At 68.6% G+C, this 23746-nt stretch carries 23 protein-coding genes; 11 read left to right on the plus strand and 12 right to left on the minus strand.

Annotated features, from left to right (window positions below; genetic code table 11):
- Nucleotides 1-11: 11 nt before the first annotated feature.
- The 7 genes from E3O57_RS03855 to idi are packed head-to-tail and all read right to left on the minus strand — an operon-like array spanning nucleotide 12 to nucleotide 5767.
- A complete protein-coding gene (locus E3O57_RS03855) occupies nucleotides 12-926 on the minus strand; it encodes a prenyltransferase (RefSeq protein ID WP_103479146.1) in 915 nt (304 codons plus the stop codon).
- Entirely contained in the window at nucleotides 923-1273 is a 351-nt protein-coding gene (locus E3O57_RS03860) for a lycopene cyclase domain-containing protein (protein ID WP_103460640.1), read from the minus strand. The genes E3O57_RS03855 and E3O57_RS03860 overlap by 4 nt, the downstream gene beginning before the upstream one ends.
- Entirely contained in the window at nucleotides 1270-1596 is a 327-nt protein-coding gene (locus E3O57_RS03865; protein ID WP_370289800.1) for a lycopene cyclase domain-containing protein, read from the minus strand. The genes E3O57_RS03860 and E3O57_RS03865 overlap by 4 nt, the downstream gene beginning before the upstream one ends.
- On the minus strand, nucleotides 1596-3245 hold the full coding sequence (gene crtI, locus E3O57_RS03870) for a phytoene desaturase family protein (protein WP_370289801.1): 1650 nt from the start codon (nucleotides 3243-3245) through the stop codon (nucleotides 1596-1598). The genes E3O57_RS03865 and crtI overlap by 1 nt, the downstream gene beginning before the upstream one ends.
- On the minus strand, nucleotides 3242-4150 hold the full coding sequence (locus E3O57_RS03875; RefSeq protein WP_103479147.1) for a squalene/phytoene synthase family protein: 909 nt from the start codon (nucleotides 4148-4150) through the stop codon (nucleotides 3242-3244). The genes crtI and E3O57_RS03875 overlap by 4 nt, the downstream gene beginning before the upstream one ends.
- Complete coding sequence (locus E3O57_RS03880; RefSeq protein WP_103479148.1) at nucleotides 4147-5193, minus strand: polyprenyl synthetase family protein; 1047 nt, start codon at nucleotides 5191-5193, stop codon at nucleotides 4147-4149. The genes E3O57_RS03875 and E3O57_RS03880 overlap by 4 nt, the downstream gene beginning before the upstream one ends.
- Nucleotides 5186-5767: an isopentenyl-diphosphate Delta-isomerase gene (idi, locus tag E3O57_RS03885; protein ID WP_103460636.1), complete on the minus strand. Its 582-nt coding sequence runs from the start codon at nucleotides 5765-5767 to the stop codon at nucleotides 5186-5188. The genes E3O57_RS03880 and idi overlap by 8 nt, the downstream gene beginning before the upstream one ends.
- Nucleotides 5768-5849: 82 nt before the next feature.
- Here idi and E3O57_RS03890 point away from each other — a divergent pair, with 82 nt between their 5' ends.
- Both E3O57_RS03890 and E3O57_RS03895 read left to right on the plus strand, forming a co-directional pair.
- A complete protein-coding gene (locus E3O57_RS03890) occupies nucleotides 5850-6422 on the plus strand; it encodes a MarR family winged helix-turn-helix transcriptional regulator (RefSeq protein WP_165787919.1) in 573 nt (190 codons plus the stop codon).
- Nucleotides 6423-6486: 64 nt separating this feature from the next.
- Nucleotides 6487-7014 carry an adenine phosphoribosyltransferase gene (locus tag E3O57_RS03895; RefSeq protein WP_088456033.1) on the plus strand — a complete coding sequence of 176 codons (528 nt, stop codon included), beginning with the start codon at nucleotides 6487-6489 and terminating at the stop codon, nucleotides 7012-7014.
- A gap of 187 nt (nucleotides 7015-7201) precedes the next feature.
- Here the strand turns inward: E3O57_RS03895 and deoC are convergent, their stop codons facing one another.
- On the minus strand, nucleotides 7202-7915 hold the full coding sequence (deoC, locus tag E3O57_RS03900; protein ID WP_103460635.1) for a deoxyribose-phosphate aldolase: 714 nt from the start codon (nucleotides 7913-7915) through the stop codon (nucleotides 7202-7204).
- Nucleotides 7916-8014: 99 nt separating this feature from the next.
- Between deoC and E3O57_RS03905 the strand changes: the two genes are divergently transcribed.
- Complete coding sequence (locus tag E3O57_RS03905) at nucleotides 8015-8464, plus strand: NUDIX domain-containing protein (RefSeq protein WP_088456035.1); 450 nt, start codon at nucleotides 8015-8017, stop codon at nucleotides 8462-8464.
- Here the strand turns inward: E3O57_RS03905 and E3O57_RS03910 are convergent.
- Together E3O57_RS03910 and E3O57_RS03915 are read right to left on the minus strand one after the other, a co-directional pair.
- Nucleotides 8445-9317: a DUF1295 domain-containing protein gene (locus tag E3O57_RS03910; protein ID WP_103479149.1), complete on the minus strand. Its 873-nt coding sequence runs from the start codon at nucleotides 9315-9317 to the stop codon at nucleotides 8445-8447. The genes E3O57_RS03905 and E3O57_RS03910 overlap by 20 nt on opposite strands.
- Nucleotides 9314-11845: an ATP-dependent DNA ligase gene (locus tag E3O57_RS03915; RefSeq protein WP_103479150.1), complete on the minus strand. Its 2532-nt coding sequence runs from the start codon at nucleotides 11843-11845 to the stop codon at nucleotides 9314-9316. Before E3O57_RS03915 ends, E3O57_RS03910 begins: the two co-directional genes overlap by 4 nt.
- 82 nt (nucleotides 11846-11927) lie before the next feature.
- Here E3O57_RS03915 and E3O57_RS03920 point away from each other — a divergent pair, with 82 nt between their 5' ends.
- From E3O57_RS03920 to E3O57_RS03940, 5 genes are all read left to right on the plus strand, one after another.
- Complete coding sequence (locus E3O57_RS03920) at nucleotides 11928-12851, plus strand: Ku protein (protein ID WP_103479151.1); 924 nt, start codon at nucleotides 11928-11930, stop codon at nucleotides 12849-12851.
- Between the two features lie 33 nt (nucleotides 12852-12884).
- Nucleotides 12885-13469 carry a CDP-alcohol phosphatidyltransferase family protein gene (locus E3O57_RS03925; RefSeq protein ID WP_241990293.1) on the plus strand — a complete coding sequence of 195 codons (585 nt, stop codon included), beginning with the start codon at nucleotides 12885-12887 and terminating at the stop codon, nucleotides 13467-13469.
- A gap of 122 nt (nucleotides 13470-13591) precedes the next feature.
- On the plus strand, nucleotides 13592-14005 hold the full coding sequence (locus E3O57_RS03930) for an FHA domain-containing protein (RefSeq protein ID WP_088457974.1): 414 nt from the start codon (nucleotides 13592-13594) through the stop codon (nucleotides 14003-14005).
- Entirely contained in the window at nucleotides 14005-14703 is a 699-nt protein-coding gene (locus E3O57_RS03935; protein WP_088456039.1) for a MerR family transcriptional regulator, read from the plus strand. Before E3O57_RS03930 ends, E3O57_RS03935 begins: the two co-directional genes overlap by 1 nt.
- 148 nt (nucleotides 14704-14851) lie before the next feature.
- Entirely contained in the window at nucleotides 14852-15403 is a 552-nt protein-coding gene (locus tag E3O57_RS03940; protein ID WP_088456040.1) for a MerR family transcriptional regulator, read from the plus strand.
- 69 nt (nucleotides 15404-15472) lie between these two features.
- Here the strand turns inward: E3O57_RS03940 and E3O57_RS03945 are convergent, their stop codons facing one another.
- Nucleotides 15473-16285 (minus strand): ParA family protein, encoded by an 813-nt coding sequence (locus E3O57_RS03945; protein ID WP_088456041.1) that lies wholly within the window; start codon nucleotides 16283-16285, stop codon nucleotides 15473-15475.
- 77 nt (nucleotides 16286-16362) lie between these two features.
- On the opposite strand from E3O57_RS03945, the gene E3O57_RS03950 reads away from it, so the two are divergent.
- The 3 genes from E3O57_RS03950 to def all read left to right on the plus strand — a co-directional run bounded on the left by E3O57_RS03950 (nucleotide 16363) and on the right by def (nucleotide 21766).
- Complete coding sequence (locus tag E3O57_RS03950; protein ID WP_088456042.1) at nucleotides 16363-19767, plus strand: pyruvate carboxylase; 3405 nt, start codon at nucleotides 16363-16365, stop codon at nucleotides 19765-19767.
- Between the two features lie 55 nt (nucleotides 19768-19822).
- On the plus strand, nucleotides 19823-21205 hold the full coding sequence (locus E3O57_RS03955) for a MinD/ParA family protein (protein ID WP_241990294.1): 1383 nt from the start codon (nucleotides 19823-19825) through the stop codon (nucleotides 21203-21205).
- A gap of 69 nt (nucleotides 21206-21274) precedes the next feature.
- Nucleotides 21275-21766 carry a peptide deformylase gene (gene def, locus E3O57_RS03960; RefSeq protein ID WP_103431702.1) on the plus strand — a complete coding sequence of 164 codons (492 nt, stop codon included), beginning with the start codon at nucleotides 21275-21277 and terminating at the stop codon, nucleotides 21764-21766.
- Nucleotides 21767-21841: 75 nt separating this feature from the next.
- Here the strand turns inward: def and E3O57_RS03965 are convergent, their stop codons facing one another.
- Complete coding sequence (locus tag E3O57_RS03965) at nucleotides 21842-23686, minus strand: long-chain fatty acid--CoA ligase (RefSeq protein WP_103460630.1); 1845 nt, start codon at nucleotides 23684-23686, stop codon at nucleotides 21842-21844.
- Between the last annotated feature and the right edge of the window lie 60 nt (nucleotides 23687-23746).

Raw genomic sequence — 23746 nt, forward strand, 5'->3', positions numbered from 1 at the left:
AGGGCTCAGGGTCAGCGCAGCACGACCCAGAGGATGAGCAGCATGGTCACCAGGAACCCTGTGAAGAAGTTCAGCCGCAGGAACCGTTTCCAGCCGTTGTTGGCCCGTTCGGACTCGGCGTCGCTGATCGACCGGTACGGCCAGGCGGCGAGAACGTAGGGGATCACCAGCAATGCGGCGAGCGGCCCCGGCCAGTCGGTGACCAGCATCAGCACCCCGGCCAGCAGCCAGAAACCGATGGCCAGGCGCACGGTCTGCGCGGCACCGAACGCCGTCGCGATCGAGCTGATGCCGCCCTGCCGGTCGGGTTCGACATCCTGCACGGCACCGAAGGCGTGGCTGGCGATGCCCCAGAAGAAGAACGCCGCCAGCATCGCGACGAGGTCTGGCGTGACTAGGGCGCCCGCTACGGCGAGCCCGTACACTGCCGGGCTCACGAAGTGGATGCTCGAGGTGACCGAGTCCAACACCGGCCGTTCCTTGAAGCGCAGCCCGGGTGCCGAGTACGCGACCACGGCGAAGAGGCTGATCATCAGCACCAGCCAGGACCCGGGGTTCGCGCCGGCGAGCACGAGCATCAGCAGGAGTACCGGCACCGCCGTCGCGACGCCCGAGATCAGCACCGTGCGGTGCAGGCTCTGTTCGAGCATGGCCCCCTCGACGCCGCCCTTCCGGGGGTTGCGCAGGTCGGATTCGTAGTCGAAGACGTCGTTGATGCCGTACATGAGCAGGTTGTAGGGAATCAGGAAAAACAGGGTCCCCACCACCAGCAGCGCGTCGATGCGGCCCGTCGTGACGACGTAGGCGGCGGCGAACGGGAAGGCCGTGTTGATCCAGCTCAGCGGGCGGGACGACAGCAGCACCTGCCGAAAGGTGTGGCCGAGTCCGGTCGCCGCGGCGCCGGTGGGGGGAATCGACTCGGTCATTCGTCCTGCTCCGATCGTGGGGTGGTCCGGCGGCGTATGGGCGGCCGGGTGTCGCCGCCGAGCAGCGACCAGACGGCCGGAAGCAGCAGGGCCGCTGCCACCGGATACGCAAAGTCTTCCACTGGCGCGATTCCCACGAACACTCCGGAGATCAGGGCCGGGTCGTACGCGACGAGCCCCACCCCGATCATGATGTTATCGAAGACCGCGGTGAGCACGAGCACAGCGACCAGGGCGAGCCCGGATGCGGCGTAGAGCCGTCTGGAGGCCGGCCGCCGCCACAGGGCCGCGGCAGCCGCCAGCACCGCGAGGCCGAGGAAGATCGCGTTCAGCGTCAGGTAGCTCACGCGGGTCGCCGCCGCTCCAGCAGCATCCGCGCGCCCTGCAGGGCATTCATGAACAGGTAGCAGAGGAAGGTCAGGAAGAAGACCTCTTCGATCGGCAGCTCGGGGGCCACCTGCAGACCGGTCATGAAGACGGTCTCGCCGCGGTAGAAGATGCCGGTACCGATCCCGACCAGGTCCCAGGCCAGGAAGAACAGCACCCCCGCCGCGAGCACGACGGCCGCGGCGCGGGGCGTCCGCCAGAAGAACAGGCCGAACCGGCGGTCGAGCACGACCATCCCGGTCAGCGACACCAGCAGGGCAAGCAGATACGCGAAACCCAGCATCAGTGCAGAACGGCGGCCAGGGGCTCGGGCAACGGCCCGGTGCTCACGTCCCCACGAATCCGCTTGAGCAGGATCTCGGCGCTGATCAGGCACATCGGCAGGCCGATGCCGGGGATGGTGGTGCCACCGGCGTAGTACAGGCCGTCGATGTGCTTGGACACATTGGTTCCGCGGAAGAACGCGCTCTGCTTGAGGGTATGCGCCGGTCCCAGCGCCCCGCCCTTCCACGAGTTGAGGTCGTCGGCGAAGTCGGCCGGCCCGATGGTGCGCCGCACCAGGATGCGCTCGGCGAGGTCGGGGATGCCGGCCCACTCGGCCAGCTGGCCGATCGCGGCATCCGCGATGCCCTCGACACCGGCCGAACCGGCGCCATCGATGCCACCGTGGCCGATGCCGGTGTCGGCGGGCACCGGGATGAGCAGGAACATGTTGCTGGCACCGTCGGGCGCCACCCCGGGGTCGGTAGCGCTCGGCAGGCAGGCGTAGAACGACGCCGGGTTGGGCACCGAGGTCTCCTTGCCGAAGATGCGGTCGAAATTGTCGGCCCAGTCCTCGGTGAAGAACAGGGTGTGATGAGCGAGCTTGGGCAGCTCGCCGCTCACGCCGAGCAGCACCAGCACGGCGCCGGGGCCCGAGGTGCGCTTCTGCCACCAGCGCTCCGGGTAGGTCTGCTTGGCCGGTTCGACCAGCTCGGTTTCGGTGTGGTGCAGGTCGGCGGCCGAGACGACCAGATCGGCATCCAGTCGCACCGTCGCACCGGCCGCGTTGGTGTAGGTGACACCCTCGACGGCGGCCTTGGCGCGCCGGCCGGCAGGGGTGGGCCCGCTGCGGATGGCCTGCACGGTGGCACCGGTTTCGATGGTGACGCCCTCCGCGCGGGCCAGATCCACGATGCTCTGGATGAGCCGGCTGAAGCCGCCCTGCGGGTAGAGCACACCGTCGGCCAGGTCGAGGTGGCTCATCAGGTGGTACATCGACGGGGTCCGGTCGGGCGAGGAGCCGAGGAACACAGCCGGGTAGCCGAGGATCTGGCGGATGCGCGGGTCGCGGAAGTAGCCGGCAACGAATTTATCCAGCGGCTGCAGCAGGAGGCGGCCGAGCCGGCCCATCCTGGAGAGCACGTCTTGCACCAGCAGGGGCTTGAAGGAGGCAAAGCTCGTGTACAGGAACCTGTCCACGGCCATGTCGTAGGTTTCCTTGGCGCTGGCCAGGTACTTCTCCAAGCGGGCACCGGCACCGGGTTCGAGGCTCTCGAACAGACGGATGTTGTCGGCCCGCTCCGCGCGCACATCCACGGGCTCGGTGTCCGATTCGAAGAACACCCGATAGCCGGGGTCGAGGCGGGTCAGCTGCAGCTGCTCGGCCGCGCTCGTGCCCATCAGCCGGTAGAAGTGCTCGAACACCTCCGGCATGAGGTACCAGGACGGACCGGTCTCGAAGCGGAAACCTTCGGCCTCCCAGAAGCCGGCCCGGCCGCCGAGCGTGTCGTGGGCCTCCAGCAGGGTGACCTGGTGGCCCTCCCTGGCCAGGAGTGCCGCGCTGGCCAGGCCCGCGATGCCGCCCCCGATCACCACTGTCCTGGTCGGCGCGTGTCCGGCCGGCGCTGTTCTGGTCGGGGCGGGGCGGGTCTGGCCGGTTTGGCCGCTCACCGTCGCCACGCCTGCGGGCCGAGCGAGGACGAGAGGGCGATCATCAGTTTCTCCGGATCCGGCACCCGAACGCGGGTGCTCATCAAACTCTGGGCGGGTGTCTCCCGCAGTTTCGCAGACAACCGGGCAAACAGCCGGTGGGCGGCGGTGACGGCGCGGCGGCTTCCAGGAGGCAGGAGCGGCAGCACCCGCGCGGCCGCGTCGAGGTCGGCATCCATGTCGTCCAGCAGCAGGTTCTTCTGCGGTTCGGTGAGCCGGGTGAGGTCGATACCCGGGAAGTAGTTGCGCCCCAGCGCATCCCGGTCGGCGGCCAGATCGCGCAGAAAATTCACCTTCTGGAACGCGGCGCCGAGGCTGCGGGCACCGTGTTCGAGGACGGCCTGCTCCTGCGGTGTCCGGGGGGACTCGCGCAGAAAGCTGCGCAGGCACATCAGCCCGACGACCTCCGCGGACCCGTAGATGTACTCGGCGACACCCGCCTCGGTGAACGGGGCCGGGTCGAGGTCTCGACGCATCGAGGAGAAGAACGGGCGGGTCAGGGCCGGGTCGATGCCGACCCGGCGGGCGGTGACGGCGAACGCGTGCACCACCAGGTTGGTGCTGAAGCCGCGCGCCATCGCGCGTTCGGTTTCGTGCTCGAGATCATCGAGCAGCTCGCGCTGTCCGGCCAGGTCGATGCCTGCCCCGCTGGCGGCGCCGTCGACAATTTCGTCGGCGATGCGCACGAGCGCGTAAATGCTGCGCACCTCGTCGCGCCGGGCCGGGGCGAGCAGTCGGGCGGCCAGGCCGAACGAGGTGGAGTACTGGGCGATCACCGTATTCGCGCTGGCCAGCGCGGCGGCGTTGTAGCTGTCCAGGCCCGTAGTCTCCGCGCCGACCAGGGAACCGGCCGTGTCGCGGCTCATTTCTGCCGCGTCACGGCGCTGAGGGCGAGCTGGGTGAGGGTGGCGCGCAGCTCGTTGGGCATGAGCGGGCCCTGCAGGGCCTCAACCGCACGGCTGGCGTACTCTCGGGCGAGAGCATCCGCGGTGTCAGGGGCTCCGCAGTCGCGGAGGTGCCCGCGCACCAGTTCGGCCTCGGCCTCGGTGAGGTCGTCCTTGCCCAGGAACGGCGCGATCAGGGGCCACCGGTCGGTGGCGCCGGCGTGCGCGATCAGGGCGGTCTGCTTGCCCTCGCGGAGGTCCGCGAGAACGCTCTTGCCGGTGCTGGCGGGGTCGCCGAACACGCCCAGCAGGTCGTCGGTGAGCTGGAAGGCGACACCGATCAGGCGGCCGAACCGGCCGAGGGCGTCGATGGCCTCCTCCGGCGCGCCGGCCAGGACCGCGCCGGCCTGCAGGGGAGCCTCGAAGGAGTAGATCGCCGTTTTGTGTTCGAGCGTGGTGACGACCTGGTCGATCGTGAGGGGGTCCCGGCTGACGGTGTTGGTCACATCCGCGAGTTCGCCGGCTGCGGAGACGAACACGGCCCGGTCGAGCAGATCGAGCAGCCGGCCGCGCAGTTCGGCGGGCACCGGCAGCAGGGCCAGAGCGCGATGCGCCTCGCTCAGGGCCAGGTCGCCGGCGAGGATGGCCGCTGTGGCGGCCCATGCCTCGGCCTGCCCGGTTGCCGCACCGTGCGCGATGGCACGTTCGGTGAACCGGCCGGCGATGTTGGCCATCCCGCGGCGGGACAGGTCGCGGTCGATCACGTCGTCGTGGATCAGGAACGCCGTGTGCAGGAGCTCGAAGCTCACCGCGACGGGTGTGGACAGGGTGCGGTCGGTGCCGCCGAAGCCGTCGTAGGCGGCCAGCACCAGGGCGGGCCGGACCCTTTTGCCGCCGCGGCTGGCCTGGTCCAGGGAATCCCAGAGCGCGACGTAGTGGTCGCCGTAGTCGCTGGCGCGCAACCGGGCCGCGGCGAAAAACCTGTGCAGTTCGGTTTCGACGCCCAGCGTCGCGATCTCATGCACGAAAGGTCTCCAGTTCGCGCATCTGCAACACCATCCAGGGACTGAAAGCGAACGGACTGGCCAGCACCGAGCGCCGCAGGGTCTCGGGCTGGGTCCAGGTGAATTCCATGACCTCGTCGGGGTTGGGCACCGGATCCGCGGATGCCCGCGCCAGGTAGACCGGGCACACCTCGTTCTCGACGATGCCGCTGCTGTCGGTCGCGCGGTAGCGAAACAGGGGCAGGGCCAGGTCTATGCGGTCGATGTCGAGGCCGAGTTCGAAGTCGGCGCGCCGGTGCACGGCGTCGGTGAGAGTCTCGGCCGGGGCCGGGTGGCCGCAGAAGGAGTTGGTCCAGACGCCGGGCCAGGTCTTCTTGGTCAGTGCCCGCCGGGTCACCAGGACCTCACCGCGATCGTTGAAGACGTAGCAGGAGAACGCCAGGTGCAGGGAGGTGTCGGCGCCGTGCACGCTGCTCTTGGCGGCGGTGCCGATCTCGCGACCCTCCTCGTCCAGCAGAACGACCAGATCGTCGGCAGGGGCGGCGTGCCGAGATTCGATGGTGTCGAATTCGATCGTGTGTTCTGCTGTGTGCATCACGGGACTTCCTCTCGTGCAGCCAAGATACCCGAAAAAGTACCTAACCGAGTTAGCGATATTCGAGGCTAGCATGGTGCCTATGCCTCCAGCCGTCGTACCCGCCGCGGAGCCGAGTCGAGTCGGTTCCGACGCGTACTGGTACCCGGATGCCGCCTCCGGTGCCGGCCCGGAGCGGGTCACCGCGGTCGACGTGCTCCGCGCCGTGCGCAGGTTCCGCGCGGCCGACGTGGCGATGCGCATCCGGGCGCGCTCCGACATGGACATGAACGACTCCGACCTGGTCGCCCTGCGGCACCTGATCGCGGCGGAGGAGCGCTCGGAGCCGATCGGCCCGAAGGACCTCAGCGCCGTTCTCGGCATCACCTCGGCCGCCACGGCCAAGCTGCTCTCGCGGCTGGAGGCATCCGGTCGGCTGCGCCGGGAGCCGCACCCCAGCGACCGGCGTGCGCAGGTGCTGCACGCTACCCGGCGCGCTCACGACGAGATGCGGCGCACCCTGGGAGCGGCACACCAGCGGATGCTGGCCGCCGCCGAGAAGCTCACCGCGCCGGAGCAGCTCGCCGTGGTGCGTTTCCTCGACGAGCTCAGCGGAGCGATGGACGAGCCGGCCGACTCGGCCGCGCCCGACACCGACGCCCCCACCGCACCCTGACTCGCGGGTTGCGGCGGCTGCTGGTGGCCGAGGGGCGAGGAAACCGGGCGGTACCCTTGAGTACGTGATTATTCCCGCCGCCCAGCACGTGCACACCCTCCTCGCCTCGTATCCGGACTTCCCCCAACCCGGGATCCTGTTCCGTGACCTCAACCCGGTTTTCGCCGATGCCGTGGCCTTCCGAGCGATCATCGACGACCTGAGTGAGCGCTACCGGGGCCAGTTCGACGCCGTGGCCGGCATCGAGGCCCGTGGGTTCCTGCTCGCGGCCGGCATCGGTTACGCCGCCCAGTGCGCGGTCCTCGCGGTGCGCAAGGGCGGAAAGCTCCCCGGCACGGTGCTGACGGAGGAGTACGACCTGGAGTACGGCTCGGCACGCCTCGAACTGGAGGTCGGGCAGCTGCCCGCCGGGTCCCGGGTGCTCATCGTGGATGATGTGCTGGCCACCGGCGGCACCGTCGCGGCCACCGCGCGCCTCATCGAACGGGCCGGCTACCTGACGATCGGTGTCGGCGTGGTGCTCGAACTGGCCGAGCTCGACGGTCGTAGCCGTATCGGCGACGCACCCGTGCACACCATCGTCTCGGTCTAGCCGCCCGCCTTCTGACCCCTGTCGGATGGTGCCTTCGGCACGGGTCGTCTCCGACGGCACAGGTTGTTCCTCGCGGCACGTGGTATTTCCGACGGCCCGGGTTGGACCGCAGGCCGCCGCGACTACCACGTGCCGCCGGGGCTAACCCGCGCCGTGACGTTCGTGGCGGGGTCAGGCCCGGGTGCCGCTAGTAGGCTGCGGGGTTGGCCGACGCCTCGACGGCTGCGCCGGAGAGCACGGCCTTGCTGCCGGACACGCCGAGACGGCTCGCGCCGGCCTCGATCATGGCGAGGGCGTCGGCGTGGCTGCGCACGCCGCCGGAGGCCTTGACGCCGAGGGCATCGCCGACGGTTTCGCGCATCAGGCGCACGGCGTGCACGGTGGCGCCGCCGGCAGGGTGGAACCCTGTAGAGGTCTTGACAAAATCGGCGCCCGCGGCCACGGCCGCGCGGCAGACGCCGACGATCTCGTCGTCGGTGAGGGCGGCGGACTCGATGATCACCTTGAGGATCAGGGGTGCGGGGATCTCGGCGCGCACGGCGCTGATGTCGGCTTCGACGAGATCGAACCGGCCGGCCTTGGCCGCACCGATGTCGATGACCATGTCCACCTCGTCGGTGCCCTGCGACACCGACAGAGCGGCCTCGGCAGCCTTGATCGAGCTGGCGTGCTTGCCGCTCGGGAAACCGCAGACCACGGCGACCTTGAGGTCGGCATCCGCGGGAAGGGTCAGCGGCAACATCGACGGCGACACGCAGACCGAGTAGACGCCGAGCTCAACGGCCTCGGCGATGAGGCCGGCCACGTCGGCCTGGGTGGCCTCGGGCTTCAGCAGGGTGTGGTCGATATAGCGGGCGAGGCCGGCGGCGTCGAGTGCGGGGGCGGGGGTGGAAGAGGTCATGCTCGTAAGTCCTTTGGGAGGGGCGGCGAGGTGTCCGCCTGGCTCGATCTTACCCGGCGAGCGGATGATGTTCCCTGGCGGGTGCGGCATGCTTGAGTTATGAGCGGGAGCGGTGATGCGTGGGTCTACGGCCCCGACGGTGCCAGGTTCTGGGGCCGGTACGGGGCGGCCGGTCTGCTCGTGCACCATCCGGACCTCGGTGTCCTTCTGCAGCACCGTGCCCTGTGGAGCCATCAGGGCGACACCTGGGGAGTCCCGGGCGGCGCCAGGCACGAGAACGAGAGCGCCCTCGACGCCGCGATCCGGGAGGCCGGCGAAGAGGCCGGTGTTCCCGCGCACCTGCTCAGGCTGAGCTTCAGTTCGGTGGTCGACCTCGGCTTCTGGTCGTACACCACGGTGGTCGTCCGGGCGCTGGAACCGTTCGACCCGATCATCAGTGACACCGAGAGCATCGCACTGCGCTGGGTGGCGCCGGCCGAGGTGCAGCAGCTGCCGCTGCATCCGGGTTTCGCGGCCAGCTGGCCCGCGCTCAGGGACCGCCTGGTCTGACCGGGCCGTCGCCGGCGGATGCGCCCACCGAGTCGGGCGCCGGTCGGCGCGGCGGCCACGGCACGAGGGCGGAGACCTCGCGCTGATAGGCCCGATAGCCGGGATGCCTGGAGACCGAGATGCTCTCGGTGAAGGCGGTGGATCCCGCGAAGAGCAGGGTCAGCAACACCGCGCCGAGTGCACCCGGCTGCAGCCAGGTGCCGGCGGCGATGGCGCCGAAGCCGGCGATCACCCACCACTGGGCGATCTCGCAGAAGTAGTTCGGATGCCTGGAGAACCCGAAGAGTCCGCTCCGCAGAAACCCCGGGTCGGCCCCGCCCCGCGCACGGAGCACGGTGCGGGAGCGTTGGAAGTCCCACTGCTGCTGATCGGCCACGGTTTCCCCGGCGAGGAAGGCGAGGAACAGCACGGTGGCGACCAGGTCGGCGGCGCCGAACGGTGTCTGTGGGTGCTGCAGCCCGATCCACGCGGGCAGGGTGATGAGCAGCAGCAACAGGTTCTGGTAGCCGGAAATGAACGCCAGGTTGAACAGGGCGAACTGGCGCCGGCTCATCCTGCGCCCCAGCGCCACCCACCGATAGTCCTCCCCGCCGGGCCGGTAGCCGCCCTTCCGCGCGAAATTGAAGGTCAGTCGCAGGCCCCACAGCGTGCCGAGCACGGCCATGACGACCAGCCGGGGATCGGTGAGCCCGCCAGTGACGGCGAACACCCACAGATAGACCGGCGGCAGCACCGACCAGCCCCGGTCCACCCAGGAGTACTCCCGGGTCAGAACCGATAGCAGCCAGGTTGTGGCGATGGCGGCCCCACACAGGCTCAGGCACACCAGCAGGGCGGATGCGGCGGCGGTCATCGGGGCGCCGTCCCCTCCGGCACCGCGGCATCCCGCGCCGCGGCATCCGGCGCCGCGTCCGCCGGCATCGCCTCGTCGAGCACCACATCATTGGGCGCTTTGTCTGGGCGCAGGCCCCGCCAGCTCGGGTGCCGCAGCCGGCCGGCCGGTGTCCACCCGGCGAACTCCACTTCGCCCACGAGCACCGGGCGCACCCACACGGCGTCGGACGCCTCCTCCGACGGAACGTCGTCGAACGGGGTGTCCGTCGTGGGCAGCTCGTCGAGCCGGCGGCGCAGGCTGGTCAGGTCGCGGTCGCGAAAGCCGGTGCCGATCCGCCCGGCGTACCGCAGACGGGCTGTGTCGCCGGCCGTCGGCACGCCCACGAGAAGCGAGCCGAAGGTGTCGCCGCGGTGCCCGTTTCCGGGCCGCCAGCCGCCGATCACGACCTCCTGTGCCCTGACGTGTTTGATCTTCACCCACCGGTCGGTGCGGCGTCCGCTCGTGTAGGTACTGCCGGTCTCCTTGGCGATCAGTCCCTCCAGGCCGAGTTGCCGGCTGGTGGCCAGCACCGTGGCGGCATCGCCGGAGAAGGACGGCGGCACCTGCACGGTTCCGGTGGCCGTCACACCGGCCTCCAAGGCCGCCCGGCGCTCCGCGTACGGCTGGTCGACCAGAGCAGCGCCGTCGTTCTCGAGCAGGTCGAAGACGAAATAGTGCACGGGGGCCCGCCGCTGCGCCCGGCGCACATCACCCTCATCGGTGAGCCCGAGCCTGGTCTGCAGCAGTGAGAAGTCGGGCCGGTTTGTGGTGTCCAGGGCCACGACCTCCCCGTCGAGCACGGCGCCGCCGGTTCCCACGGCCGTTCGCAGGTCGTCCACGAGCTCGGGGAAGGATGCCGTGACGTCGTTGCCGTTCCGGGTGAGGAAGCGCACCTTCCCGCCGCCGTCGAGGTAGGCCAGCATCCGGATGCCATCCCACTTCATCTCGTAGGCCCAGTCGGACTCCGCAGACAGCTCGCGCAGGCTGCCCAGCCTGGCGAGCATGGGGGAGTATCGGGCCTCGGTAGGACCCCCGCCGGCCGGTACCGGTCGTTTCGGTTTCATCAGGTGGATCAGCCAGTTGCGTGACTCCGCACCGCCGGTCCGGATGAGCGCGAACTCGTGTTCGGCACCGCCCAGACCGCCGTCCGGTTTGCCGTGCAGGGTGACGATCACCTCATCGTCCCGCCATTTCTGCAGCGAATAGGTGCCGGAATCCCAGATCGACATGGTGCCGGCGCCGTACTCTCCCGCCGGAATATCACCCTGGAACTCGAGATACTCCAGCGGGTGATCCTCGGTGTGCACGGCCAGGTGGTTGTGGGTGGGGTCGGCGGGCACGCCCTTGGGCAGCGCCCACGAGACCAGCACGCCGCCCTGTTCCAGGCGCAGGTCGAAGTGCAGGGCCCTGGCGTGGTGCTCCTGGATCACAAACGATGCCCCGCCACCACCGGCGGGCGCGGGCGGTGTCGCCGTCGGCACGGGCTCAGGGGTGCGCCGGGCGTCGCGCTTGCTGCGGTACTGGTGCAGGCGGTCCTCGTCGGTCCGTGAGGCCGAGCCGGCGCCCGCGTCGATGGCGTCCGCCACCGGGCCCAGCAGGTCGGGGCGTCGTTCCAGTCGCTTCAGCACCTGCCGGTAATCCAGCTGCTCCAGTCCGGGCGACTCCAGCTCCCGCCAGGTTCGCGGTGCCGCCACCAGCGGCCGCAGCAGTCCGCGCAGGCTGTACGGCGCGATAGTGGTCTTGTTCGCGCTGTTCTGGCTCCAGTCCACGAAGACCTTCCCGTCCCGCAGCGACCGGGTCATCGCGCTGAGCACCTCTCCTGGATGGTCCGCTTCCAACGCCCGCGCGAGTTCATGCGCGACCTGGCCCACCTGCTCAGAGGTGTGGCTGCCGTCCAGCGCCGCATACAGGTGGATGCCCTTGCTCCCACTGGTCACCGGCAGGGTGTCCAGGCCCATGTCCAGCAGCAGGGCCCTGGCCCACCGGGCCACCTCCGCGCACTCGGCGAGGCCGACGCCCTCGCCGGGGTCCAGGTCCAGCACCAGCCGGTCGGGGCGGGCCGGGGCGCCCGCCACGTCGAACCGCCACTGCGGCACGTGGATCTCCAGGGTGCCGATCTGGGCGAGCCAGGTGAGGGTGGCCAGATCGTTCACCAGCGGGTACACGGTGGTGCGCGCCTTGTGAGCGAGTTCCCGGCGCTCCACCCAGTCCGGCGTGCCCTCGGCCAGGTTCTTCTGGAAGAACACCTGCCCGGGCTCCTGGGGCGTGCCCACGCCGTGCACCCAGCGCTTGCGGGTCGCCGGCCGGTCCCGCGCATGGCGGATGAGCGCATCCGCGACCGCCGCGTAGTAGCCCAGGATGTCGGCCTTGGTGGTGCCGGTCTCCGGGTACATCACTTTGTCCAGATGGGTGAGGGTGACCCGGCGGCCACCCACCGTCACGACCTCCCGCTGAGCGCCGTCGGCGCTCACAGCGCCATTCCCCGCAGCCCCCGCGCCAGTCACCATGTGCCCAGCTTGCTCCACGCCCGCCCACCGGTCTAGCCTCACCCCATAGGACGGGTGTGTACTGGGCTCTGGAGGACGAACGATGCGATCAATCTGGAAGGGCGCCATCACGTTCGGGCTGGTCAACGTGCCGGTCAAGGTCTACAGCGCCACCGAAGACCACGACGTCGAACTGCACCAGGTGCACGACGCTGACGGCGGACGCATCCGCTACCAGCGCCGCTGTGAGGTCTGCGGCAAGGTCGTCGACTACGCGCACATCGACAAGGCCTTCACCGACGGCGACAAGACCGTCGTGATCACCGATGCCGACCTCAAGTCCCTGCCAGAGGAACGCAGCCGCGAGATCGACGTCGTCGAATTCGTGCCCAGCGACCAGCTCGACCCGATCATGTTCGACCGCAGTTACTTCCTCGAGCCAGACGGTTCCTCGCCCAAGGCCTACGTGCTGCTGCGGCGCACCCTGGAGCAGACCGACCGCACCGCCATCGTGCACTTCGCGTTGCGGCAGAAAACGCGGCTCGCCGCACTCCGGGTGCGCGACGGCGTTCTGATGCTGCAGACCCTGCTCTGGGACGACGAGGTGCGGGTGGCCGAGTTCCCGGCGCTTGAGCAGGCCGTGAAGATCTCCGACCGGGAGCTGGACCTCTCCGCGGCCCTGGTGGACTCCTTCGCCGCCGATTTCAGCCCGGGCGACTACACCGATGAGTACCAGGCCCAACTGCGCCGCCTCATCGAAGAGAAGCTCGAGAAGGGTGACGCGATCGACACCGAGGCCACTTTCGGCGGTGCCGACGAGGAGGCCGGCGGGGGAGAGGTGCTCGACCTGATGGAGGCGCTGCGCCGCAGCGTCGACCGCAGCCGGTCCGGGGACGGTGCCGCCAAGACCGGTGCCGCCAAGACCGGTGCCGCCAAGACCGCAGCAACCAAGACGGCAGCAACCAAGACCGGTGCCCCCAAGACCAAGGCCGCCACGAAGAAGCCCGCCGCCAGGAAAGAAGCCTGAGCCTCTTCCGTGGCCGCTCGATAGACTCGTGTCGTGACCGGGCCCGTTCCACCTCACCTCAGCTCCAGGGTGCTGACGGTCCCGAATGTGCTCAGTTTCCTGCGACTGGCGCTCGTCCCGGTCTTCCTCACCCTGCTGGTGCGCGGTGAGGACGCCTGGGCGCTCCTGGTCCTCGCGGTGGCCAGCCTCACCGACTACCTCGATGGCGTGATCGCGCGAAGGTTCAACCAGATCACCCGGCTCGGCCAACTGCTCGACCCGGCCGCGGACCGGCTCTACATCTTTGCCGCACTCGTCGGGCTCGCCTTTCGCGATCTGGTGCCGTGGTGGATCGTTGCCGTCGTCGTCGGTCGCGATGTGTTCCTGCTCGGCTTGGGAGTTGTGCTGGCCAACCATGGTTTCGGCCCGCTTCCTGTGCATCAGCTGGGCAAGGTGGCCACGTTCTGCCTCTTTTATGCCCTCCCGATGATCATGCTCGGCCAGGCGTTCCCCGAGCTGTCCTGGTGGTCGCAGCCCGTCGGCTGGGCGTTCGGTCTCTGGGGTGCCTACCTCTACTGGTGGGCCGGGGCCATCTACGCGATTGAAACGGTTCGGGTGATTCGGCTTCCGCGCGCTTGAAGGTCCGTTCCATCCGATACGATTTACCCAGTAGGAGGTGCACCGTGGTCGATCCCGACGACAAGAAAGAACCCGTGCGTAAGGTGGCGCCTGAGAATGCCACGGGCAACGTCGACACGACGATGACGTTCAGCCAGGAGTTCGCGGCGTCCTTGGCCGCGCTCGACGCCAACGTCACCGTCGAGGAGCAGGAGGCCATTGCGGCGCTGCCCTCAGGGTCAGCCCTCCTGGTGGTGCGCCGCGGTCCCAATTCGGGTGCGCGTTTCCTCCTGGATGCCGATGTCACCACGGTGGGACGACACCCGAATGCCGACATCTTCCTCGATGACGTCACGGTGTCGCGTCGCCATGCCGAATTCCTGCGCAACGGCCGCATCTTCCAGGTGAAAGACCTGGGATCGCTCAACGGCACCTATTTTGACGGCGAACGCATCGACCTGGCCGTCCTCACCGACGGATCCGAAGTTCAGGTCGGCAAATTCCGCCTCACGTTCTACGCCTCGCGGCTCGACCTCGTTCACCTGGCGAGCGACTAGTGTCGGCGTCCTCCGCCCAGGCCAGACTGCCGGGCGCGACGTCACTCTTGAGTATCGGCCAGGTCCTGGCCCGGTTGACACCGGAATTCCCGGACCTGACCCCGTCCAAACTGCGGTTCCTTGAGGAACAGGGGCTTGTCTCCCCGGCACGCACGGAGTCCGGCTACCGCAAGTTCAACGGCGGCGACGTTGACAGGCTGCGCCTGATCCTGTCGATGCAGCGCGACCACTACCTGCCGCTGAAGGTGATCCGCGCCTACCTCGACGACCTCGACGCGGGCCTGTCACCGGTTCTTCCCGGCGGCGGGGCACCCGGTCCGAGCATGCTCGTGATCGCGCGACGCTTCACCCGCGAGGACCTCCTGCGCGAGTCCGGAGCCTCCTCCACTCTTCTGCACGACGCCGTCACCGCGTCGATCATCGTGCCGGCCGAACACTACGGCGACGACGCCCTCAAGGTGCTCCGCGCCCTGGTCGACCTGCAGCAGAGCGGGATCGAACCCAGGCACCTCCGCGGCTTCCGCGGTGCGGCCGAACGCGAGCTCGGCCTGATCGAGAGCGCCCTGGTTCCGCTGGCCCGCCGCAAAGACGCCTCCAGCCGCGCCAAGGCGGCCGAAATGGCCGTGGAGATCGCCGGGCAGCTCGAAGTGATCCGTGGCAGCCTGATCCGCTCCGCCCTGGGCCGCCTGACCAAATAAGTCGTAGACTGAAAGTTCAACGCACCGAGAACCAGCGTTCTCTCGACACGCCGACACGTTCGGGCGGATGTCATCGGTAGGGGCCGTCGGTCTCGCTAACGTTGAAGTGCGGCCTGAAGGTTCGCATCCACCCCGAGAGGCGTTCTGTATGAGTGAACTCAATCCCCGAGATGATTCGTCTCGGTACGGTCAGGGGCTGCTCTTCACCGACGGGATGCCCGAGCTCGACGAGAACTCCGGCTACCGGGGTGCCGTCGCGGCGCGCGCCGCGGGTATCAGCTACCGCCAGCTCGACTACTGGGCCCGCACCGAACTCGTGGAGCCCACGGTTCGCGGCGCGGCCGGCTCCGGCTCGCAGCGGCTCTACGGCTTCCGCGACATCCTGGTACTCAAGCTCGTCAAACGTCTGCTCGACACCGGCATCTCCCTGCAGCAGATCCGCACCGCGGTCAACCAGCTGCGCGAATCTGGCGTCAACGACCTGGCCCAGACCACCCTCATGAGCGACGGCGCCAGCGTCTACCTCTGCACCTCCAACGACGAGGTCATCGACCTCGTCAGCCGCGGCCAGGGTGTCTTCGGCATCGCCGTCGGCAAGGTCCTGCGCGAGGTGGAAACCACCCTCGTCGAACTCGACACCCAGACGGCCGACCCGTCCGACGAGCTCGCCGCCCGTCGCGTCTCCCGCAAGGTCTCCTAGCCGCACGAACTGTGAGAAAAGCCCCGAAAACGCTCGCGTTTCGGGGCTTTTCTCACAGCTCGAGAGCTCTTAGCGCGCGGGGACTTCCGCGTACTCGCCGATGCGTGCGGTGCGCAGGACCCGGTCCAGCAGCTGGTCGAAGTAGTGCGCCATCTCCTGGGCACTGTCGCCCGGCCAGGTGTGCAGGGGCTTCGCGGCGCCCTGGGCCTGCTGCAGGCTGGTGCGCTCCGGAAGCTGCGGGCTGAGCACCAGCGGTCCGAACATGTCGCGCAGTTCCTTGATCCGGAACTGGTGCTCCAGTGACGCGGTGCGGGCGCGGTTGACGATGATGCCCAACGGCTGCAGTCGGGGGCTGAGGCCACGACGGATTTCCTCGATCGCGCGCAGGGCACGGTCGGCGGCGGCCACCGAGAACAGGCCGGGCTCGGTGACCACGGCAACCCGGTCGCTGGCGGCCCACGCGGTGCGGGTGAGCGCGTTCAGCGAGGGGGCACAGTCGATCAGCACGAGGTCGTAGTCCTTCTCCACCGTGGAGAGGGCCTCCTCGAGCTTCCAGATGTCCCGGATGCTGGGGTGCGGGCCGTCGAAATTAATGGCGGAGGGGCTGCCGATCATGACGTCGATCGTGCCGGGGCGACCGCGGGTCCAGCCGCTGGGCGCGATGGCGGCCCGAACGACTTTTTCCTTCGGCGAAGCCAGCACGTCGGCGACATTGAGGTGGCCGGCGAGCTGGATGTCGAGCCCGGTAGAGACATCTGATTGCGGATCGAGGTCGACCACGAGGGTCCGAACACCGCGGGCGAAGGCGGCAGAAGCCAGACCAAGGGTTACCGTGGTCTTGCCTACCCCTCCCTTGAGGGAGCTAACGCTAAGTACGTGCACAAGTAGATACGTTACCTTCACTAGTCTTAGAGAACCTAACCGTCAGCTGTGTGCCGCTCCCGGATCGAAAGGTCTCTATGTTCACCAAAATCCTCGTCGCCAACCGTGGAGAGATAGCAATCCGCGCGTTCCGCGCCGCCTATGAACTGGGCGCGAAAACCGTCGCCGTCTTCCCGTTCGAAGACCGCAATTCACTGCACAGGCTGAAGGCCGACGAGGCTTACGAGATCGGCGAACCCGGACACCCCGTCCGCGCCTACCTCGATGTGTCCGAGATCATCCGGGTGGCCAAGGAGAGCGGCGCAGACGCCATCTACCCCGGCTACGGATTCCTCTCCGAGAACCCCGAGCTCGCCGAAGCGGCCAAGGCCGCCGGCATCACCTTCATCGGGCCGGGCTCGCACGTGCTCGAGATGGCCGGCAACAAGGTCACCGCCAAGGAACACGCCATCGCTGCCGGTGTGCCCGTCCTCAAGTCCAGCGCGCCGTCGCGAGACGTCGAGGAGCTCATCGCGGCCGCAGAGGAGATCGGCTTCCCCATCTTCGCCAAGGCCGTCGCCGGCGGCGGTGGACGCGGCATGCGCCGCGTCGCCTCCATGGCCGACCTGCGCGGTTCCCTCGAAGAGGCCATGCGCGAGGCCAACAGCGCCTTCGGTGACCCCACCATGTTCCTCGAGCAGGCCGTGCTGCGGCCCCGCCACATCGAGGTGCAGATCCTTGCGGACGCCACGGGCGAGACCGTGCACCTGTTCGAGCGCGACTGCTCGGTGCAGCGCCGCCACCAGAAGGTCATCGAGATCGCACCGGCCCCCAACCTGCCGGAGGAAATCCGTCAGCGACTGCACGCCGACGCCGTGGCCTTCGCCAGGTCGATCGGTTACGTCAACGCCGGCACCGTCGAATTCCTGCTCGACACCGTCGGCGAACGCGCCGGCCAGCACGTGTTCATCGAGATGAACCCGCGCATCCAGGTGGAGCACACCGTGACCGAGGAAGTCACCGACGTCGACCTCGTGCAGTCCCAGATCCGCATCGCCGCGGGGGAGACCCTGGCCGACCTCGGCCTGGGCCAGGACACGATCAAACTGCGTGGCTTCGCCCTGCAGTGCCGCATCACCACAGAGGACCCCACCGCGGGATTCCGCCCGGACACCGGCAAGATCACCACTTACCGCTCGCCCGGAGGCGCCGGCATCCGCCTGGACGGCGGAACCATCAACCCCGGCGCGCAGATCAGCCCGCACTTCGACTCGATGCTCGCCAAGCTCACCTGCCGCGGCCGCGACTACGCGTCCGCCGTCACCCGCTCCAAGCGCGCGCTGGCCGAGTTCCGCATCCGCGGCGTCTCCACCAACATCGCCTTCCTGCAGGCCGTGCTGGAAGACCCCGACTTCGCCAACGGCGACCTGAGCACCTCCTTCATCGACGAGCGTCCGCAGCTGCTGCGTGGCCGGGCTTCCAAGGACCGCGGCACGAAGATCCTCAACTGGCTCGCCGACGTCACCGTGAACCAGCCCAACGGTGTGCCCCTGACCCTGCTGAACCCCGCAGAGAAGCTGCCCAAGCTCGACCTGTCCATTCCGGCGCCGGAGGGTTCGCGGCAGAAGCTGCAGCTGCTCGGCCCGGTCGGCTTCGCCAGCGCCTTGCGCGCCCAAACGGCGCTGGCCGTCACCGACACGACCTTCCGTGACGCCCACCAGTCGCTGCTGGCCACCCGGGTGCGCACCAAGGACCTCGTCGCCGTGGCTCCCTACGTGGCGAGGCTCACCCCCGAACTGCTCTCGGTCGAGGCCTGGGGCGGTGCCACCTACGACGTGGCCCTCCGCTTCCTCGGCGAAGACCCGTGGGAGCGTCTCGGCGCCCTGCGCGAGGCCCTGCCGAACATCAACATCCAGATGCTGCTGCGCGGCCGCAACACCGTGGGCTACACCCCGTACCCCACCGAGGTGACGGATGCGTTCGTCCGCGAGGCCAGCGATTCAGGTGTTGACATCTTCCGCATCTTCGACGCTCTCAACGACGTCAACCAGATGCGCCCGGCCATCGACGCCGTGCTGAACACCGGCGACAGCGTTGCCGAGGTGGCGCTCTGCTACACCGGCGACCTGCTCGACCCTGCCGAGGACCTCTACACGCTCGACTACTACCTGCGCCTCGCCGACCAGATCGTGGCGTCCGGCGCGCACATCCTGGCCATCAAGGACATGGCCGGGCTGCTGCGGCCCGCCGCCGCCGCGAAGCTCGTCACCGCGTTCCGCGAACGCTTCGACCTACCGGTGCACGTGCACACGCACGACACCCCCGGCGGCCAGCTGGCGACCCTGCTGGCGGCCTCCCAGGCCGGAGCCGACGCCGTGGACGTGGCCAGCGCCCCGATGGGCGGCACCACCAGCCAGCCGTCGGCGTCCTCCCTCGTGGCCGCGCTCGCTCACACCGAACGGGACACCGGCATCTCCCTGCAGAACGTCTGCGACCTCGAGCCGTACTGGGAAGACGTGCGCCGGGTCTACCACCCCTTCGAATCGGGCCTCCGCGCCCCCACCGGCCGGGTGTACAAGCACGAGATCCCGGGCGGGCAGCTGTCCAACCTGCGCACCCAGGCCATCGCGCTCGGCCTCGCCGATGACTTCGAGCTCATCGAAGACATGTACGCGGCAGCGAACGAGATCCTGGGCCGCGTGCCCAAGGTGACTCCGTCCTCCAAGGTCGTCGGTGACCTGGCCCTGTACCTCGCGGCCGTGAACGCCGACCCGGCCGATTTCGAAGCCAATCCTTCCAAGTACGACGTGCCGGACTCCGTGGTGGGCTTCATGGCCGGCGAACTCGGCGACCTGCCGGGCGGCTGGCCGGAGCCCTTCCGCAGCAAGGTGCTCGAGGGCCGCAGCATCCGGGTGAGCACGACCGAGCTGACCGACGAGGAACGTACCGCCCTCGACGCCGACAGCCCCACTCGACGCGCCATGCTCAACCAGCTGCTCTTCCCGGCTCCCACCCGGACCTTCCAACAGATCCGCGAACTCTTCGGCGACCTGTCCGTGGTCGACACCGTCGACTACCTTTACGGTCTGCGACAGGGCACCGAACACTCGGTCGAGATCGACAAGGGTGTGCGGCTCTACGTCGGGCTCGAGGCGATCGGCGAGGCCGACGAGAAGGGCATGCGCACCGTCATGACCATCCTCAACGGGCAGCTGCGTCCGGTCTTCGTGCGTGACCGCAGCATCGCGGTGGTCAGCAAGGCGGCCGAGAAGGCCGACGCCAACCAGCCCGGCCAGATCGCCGCACCGTTCTCCGGTGTGGTCACCCTGCAGGTCGCCGATGGCGACCACGTGACCGCCGGCCAGAGCGTCGCCTCGATCGAGGCCATGAAGATGGAAGCAGCCATCACCTCGCCCATCGCCGGCGTCGTCGAAAGGGTCGCGATCCCCGCCACCCAGCAGGTCGACGCGGGTGACCTGCTCGTAGTGGTGCGGCCACGCTAGGCTGAGGCCTGATTTGGGGCGCATTCGTGGCCCGCGAAAAAACGAGGAGTCTGCTGTGACAGATCGACGGACAGACGATGCCCAACCGCACGATGAAGGCGACGGCCAGCTGAGCCCGGCCCCGGCAGGGGCCGGGTCGCCGGTGTCCGGCGCTGCCAGAGCGCGACCGGGTGACGAGTACCACAGCGAACTCCCGCCGCACACCTTCGACAACCTCGCGGCCGCCCTGCCGGAGAGCTTCGTCTCGCTCGGCGCCGCCGGCCTGCCCAGGTCCGCTGTCGCGCCCCGCGCCGCGCACGACCCGGCCACCCCGATGGCGGGCGCACACCCCGGCACTCACACCATCGAGATCGTCACCCCGCAGCCGGCGCGAGGCGTCACAGCTCCGCTGGGCGCGAGCGGCACCGCAGCGGCAGCGCTGTCCCGCAGCATCGGACCCACGAGCGCGGCAACGGCCAGCCGGCGCGACCGCACCCGAACGGATGCCGTCGCCCCGGAATCCGCATCGATGCTCACCTCCGACCGGCTGCTGGAGATCAACCGCAAGACCCGGCGCCCGCCGAACGGCAGCTGGAACCGGTTCGTTTACAACGCCACCTTCCACCTGGTCAACCTGGGCGATTCGGCCGCCGTGCGCGCGCACCAGGCCATGGACGAACGCATCCAGAAGCAGTTCGAGGGCGGCGCGAGGTTCGTCCCGATCCTCACCCGCAAGGGCGGAGTGGGGAAGACCACCGTCACCGCACTGCTCGGGATGGCCATGGCCGACGCCAGGGAAGACCGCATCATCGCCGTCGACGCCAACCCCGACCGCGGCACCCTGAGCGAACGGGTCTCCAAGCAGACCAGGTCGACGGTGCGCGACGTCGTGACCAAGGCCGCCTCCATCGGCGGTTTCACCGATTTCTCGGCGTTGGTATCCAGGGACGAGACCCGTCTGGACATCCTGGCCAGCGACACCGACCCGCTCCTGTCCGAGGCGTTCGACGAGAACGACTACAACGTCGTCGCCGACCTGGCGGCCCGGTTCTACTCGATCGTCCTGACCGACTGCGGCACCGGGATCGTGCACTCGGTCATGCGAGCGACCCTGCAGCGCGCCGATTCCATCGTGATCGTGTCCGGCGGCAGTGTCGATGAGGCCCGGTTGGCCTCCGAAACGCTGACCTGGCTCGAGGCCAACGGTTACGGTGAACTCGTTCGCAACGCCATCGTCGCCCTCAATACCGCGACCCAGGGCACCAACCTGGTCAAGCTCGAGGAGATCGAGTCGCACTTCCGGTCCCGGGTACGCGAGATCGTGCGGATCCCGTACGACCCGCAGTTGGCCGCCGGCAGTGTGGTGTCCTTCAAGGACCTCAAGCCGATCACCCGACTGGCCGCGCGTACCCTCGCTGCCCTCGTCGTCGAAGGGTTGCCGGCCGAGCGCCGCGCTTGACTCCCTCGCACCGTATCCGTTCCATCCGTTTCATCTGATCCATCCGTTCATCCCGAAGAGAGTTTCCCCGTGCCCGAACGCCAGATCCGCCTGCTGGGCGATCCCGTCCTCAAGACCCGCTCAGAGCCGATCGGCACCATCGACGCCCGGGTGCGCAGCCTCGTCGAAGACCTGGTGGACAGCGTGAAGCTGCCGGGCCGGGCCGGCGTTGCCGCGGCCCAGATCGGCGTGAACCTGCGTGCCTTCAGCTACAACATCGACGGGGACATCGGCTATATCCTCAACCCGGTTCTGGTGGAGCTGGCGGGGGAGCCGGCGATGGTCGACGAGGGTTGCCTGTCGGTGCCCGGCCTGTGGTACCCGACCAAGCGCTACCCGTTCGCCAGGGTTACCGGCATCGACCTGGACGGCAACCCCGTCGCGGTATCCGGCGAGGGCCTGATGGCGCAGGCTCTGCAGCACGAGACCGACCACCTCGACGGGCTGCTCTACCTGGACCGGCTCGACAAGGAAAACCGCCGTGCGGCGATGAAGGAAGTGCGCGAGTCCGACTGGTTCTAACCTGTAGAGGTTGTTGCCAACACAGACGAACGAGCTGCCCCGCTGTAGCCGGGCAGCTCGTTCGTGTGTGCGCGCCTAGTCTTGTGCGGTCTCGCGCACCGGCACGGCTGCCGTCATCGGGTTCGCACCGTAGAGGTTCTGGATCTCGGCGGCGAAGTCCCGGAGGATCACGTCCCGCTTGATGCTCATCTTCGGCGTGAGGTAGCCTGCGGCCTCGGTGAGTTCGATGGGCAGCACCACGAATTTGCGGATGGACTCCGCCCTGGACACCGTCTCGTTGGCGTGGTCGATCGCCCGTTGGACCTCGGCAAGGACCTTCGGGTGCACCGACGCGTCCATGAGAGACATCCCGGCGTCTTCGTGGTTGTTGTTCAACCAGACCGGCAACATCTCGGGGTCGAGGGTGACCAGCGCCGCGATGAACGGTTTCTGGTCGCCGACCACGACGACCTGGCCGACCAGCGGGTTCGACCGGATCGGGTCTTCGAGGGCTGCCGGAGCGACGTTCTTGCCGCCGGCGGTCACGATGATCTCTTTCTTGCGCCCGGTGATCGAGAGGAACCCGTCGTCGTCGAGGGCACCGATATCACCGGTCTTCAGCCAGCCGTCGTCGAAGACGGCGGCGGTGGCCTCCGGGTTCTTCCAGTACTCGGTGAAGACGTTGACACCCTTGACCTCGATCTCACCGTCGTCCATCACCCGCACCGAGACACCGGGCAGTGCCGGGCCGACACTGCCGATCTTGGACTTGGTGGCCAGGTTCACCGTGGCGGGGGCCGTGGTCTCGGTCAGGCCATAGCCCTCGAGGATGACGATGCCCAGGCTGTGGAAGAAGTGGCCCAGGTGAGCGCCGAGCGGCGCGGAGCCGGAGACCGCGAATTTGACGTTGCCGCCCATCGCGGTGCGCAGCTTGCTGTAGACCAGCCTGTCGAACAGCGCGAACTTGATCTTCATGCCCAGCGGGATCCGCTCGCCGGCCTCGACCAGCTTGGAGTGCGCCACGGCGACCTCGGAGGCGGCCTCGAAGATCTTCCCCTTGCCGCCGGCCTCGGCCTTCTGCTCGGCGGAGTTGTAGACCTTCTCGAAGACCCGGGGGACGGCGAGGAGGAAGGTCGGCTTGAAGCTGCCCAGCGACGGCAGCAACTGCCGAGTGTCCGGCTGGTGACCCACCCGGACGCCACCGTGCACGCAGAGCACCGCGATGAAGCGGGCGAAGACGTGCGCCGTGGTGATGAACAACAGGGTGGATGCGCCGTTCTCGTCGGTGAGAACGGGCTTGAGGGCGATCCCGGCGTTGCGGCTGGTCTCAACGAAGTTGGCGTGGCTGAGCACGCATCCCTTGGGCCGGCCGGTGGAGCCTGACGTGTAGATCAGGGTGGCGATGTCGGAGCCGACGGCCAGGCGACGGCGTCGCTCGATTTCGGCATCCGGAACATCGACGCCCCTGGCGGCGAGCTTGTCCAGGTCGCCCAGGTCGATCTGCCAGACCGTCTCAACGTCGGGCAGCTCGGGGTGCACCTCATCGAATCGGGCGAAGTGGTCCGCGGTCTCCACGATCAACGAAGTCGCACCGGAATCGCTGAGGATCCACTGCACCTGGCTGGGCGAACTCGTCTCGTAGACCGGCACGAGCACCGCGCCGGCGAACCAGACGGCGAAGTCGATCAGGGTCCATTCATAGCGGGTTTTGCAGGTCAGGCCGATCTTGTCGCCGGGCTGAATACCGGCGGCGACGAACCCCTTCGCCAGGGCGACGACCTGGGCGTGGAAGGCGGCGGTCGTAACCGGAAGCCAACCGCCGTTCTCGGGCCGGGAGAACAGAACCAGCTGCGGGGTCAAGGCGAGACGGTCGACCAACAGGTCGGTGACGTTCGCGTTCGGGTCTGCGGGGACGACGGCGGGCTCATCGAACTGTTTCACGGTAACTCCTTTGGCACCGGACGGGTAAGTGCGACCACTCTAGCCGCTGAATCGACACGA

Source organism: Cryobacterium sp. TMN-39-2 (assembly GCF_004402745.1).
In the GTDB taxonomy this organism is placed as follows: Bacteria; Actinomycetota; Actinomycetes; order Actinomycetales; family Microbacteriaceae; genus Cryobacterium; species Cryobacterium zongtaii.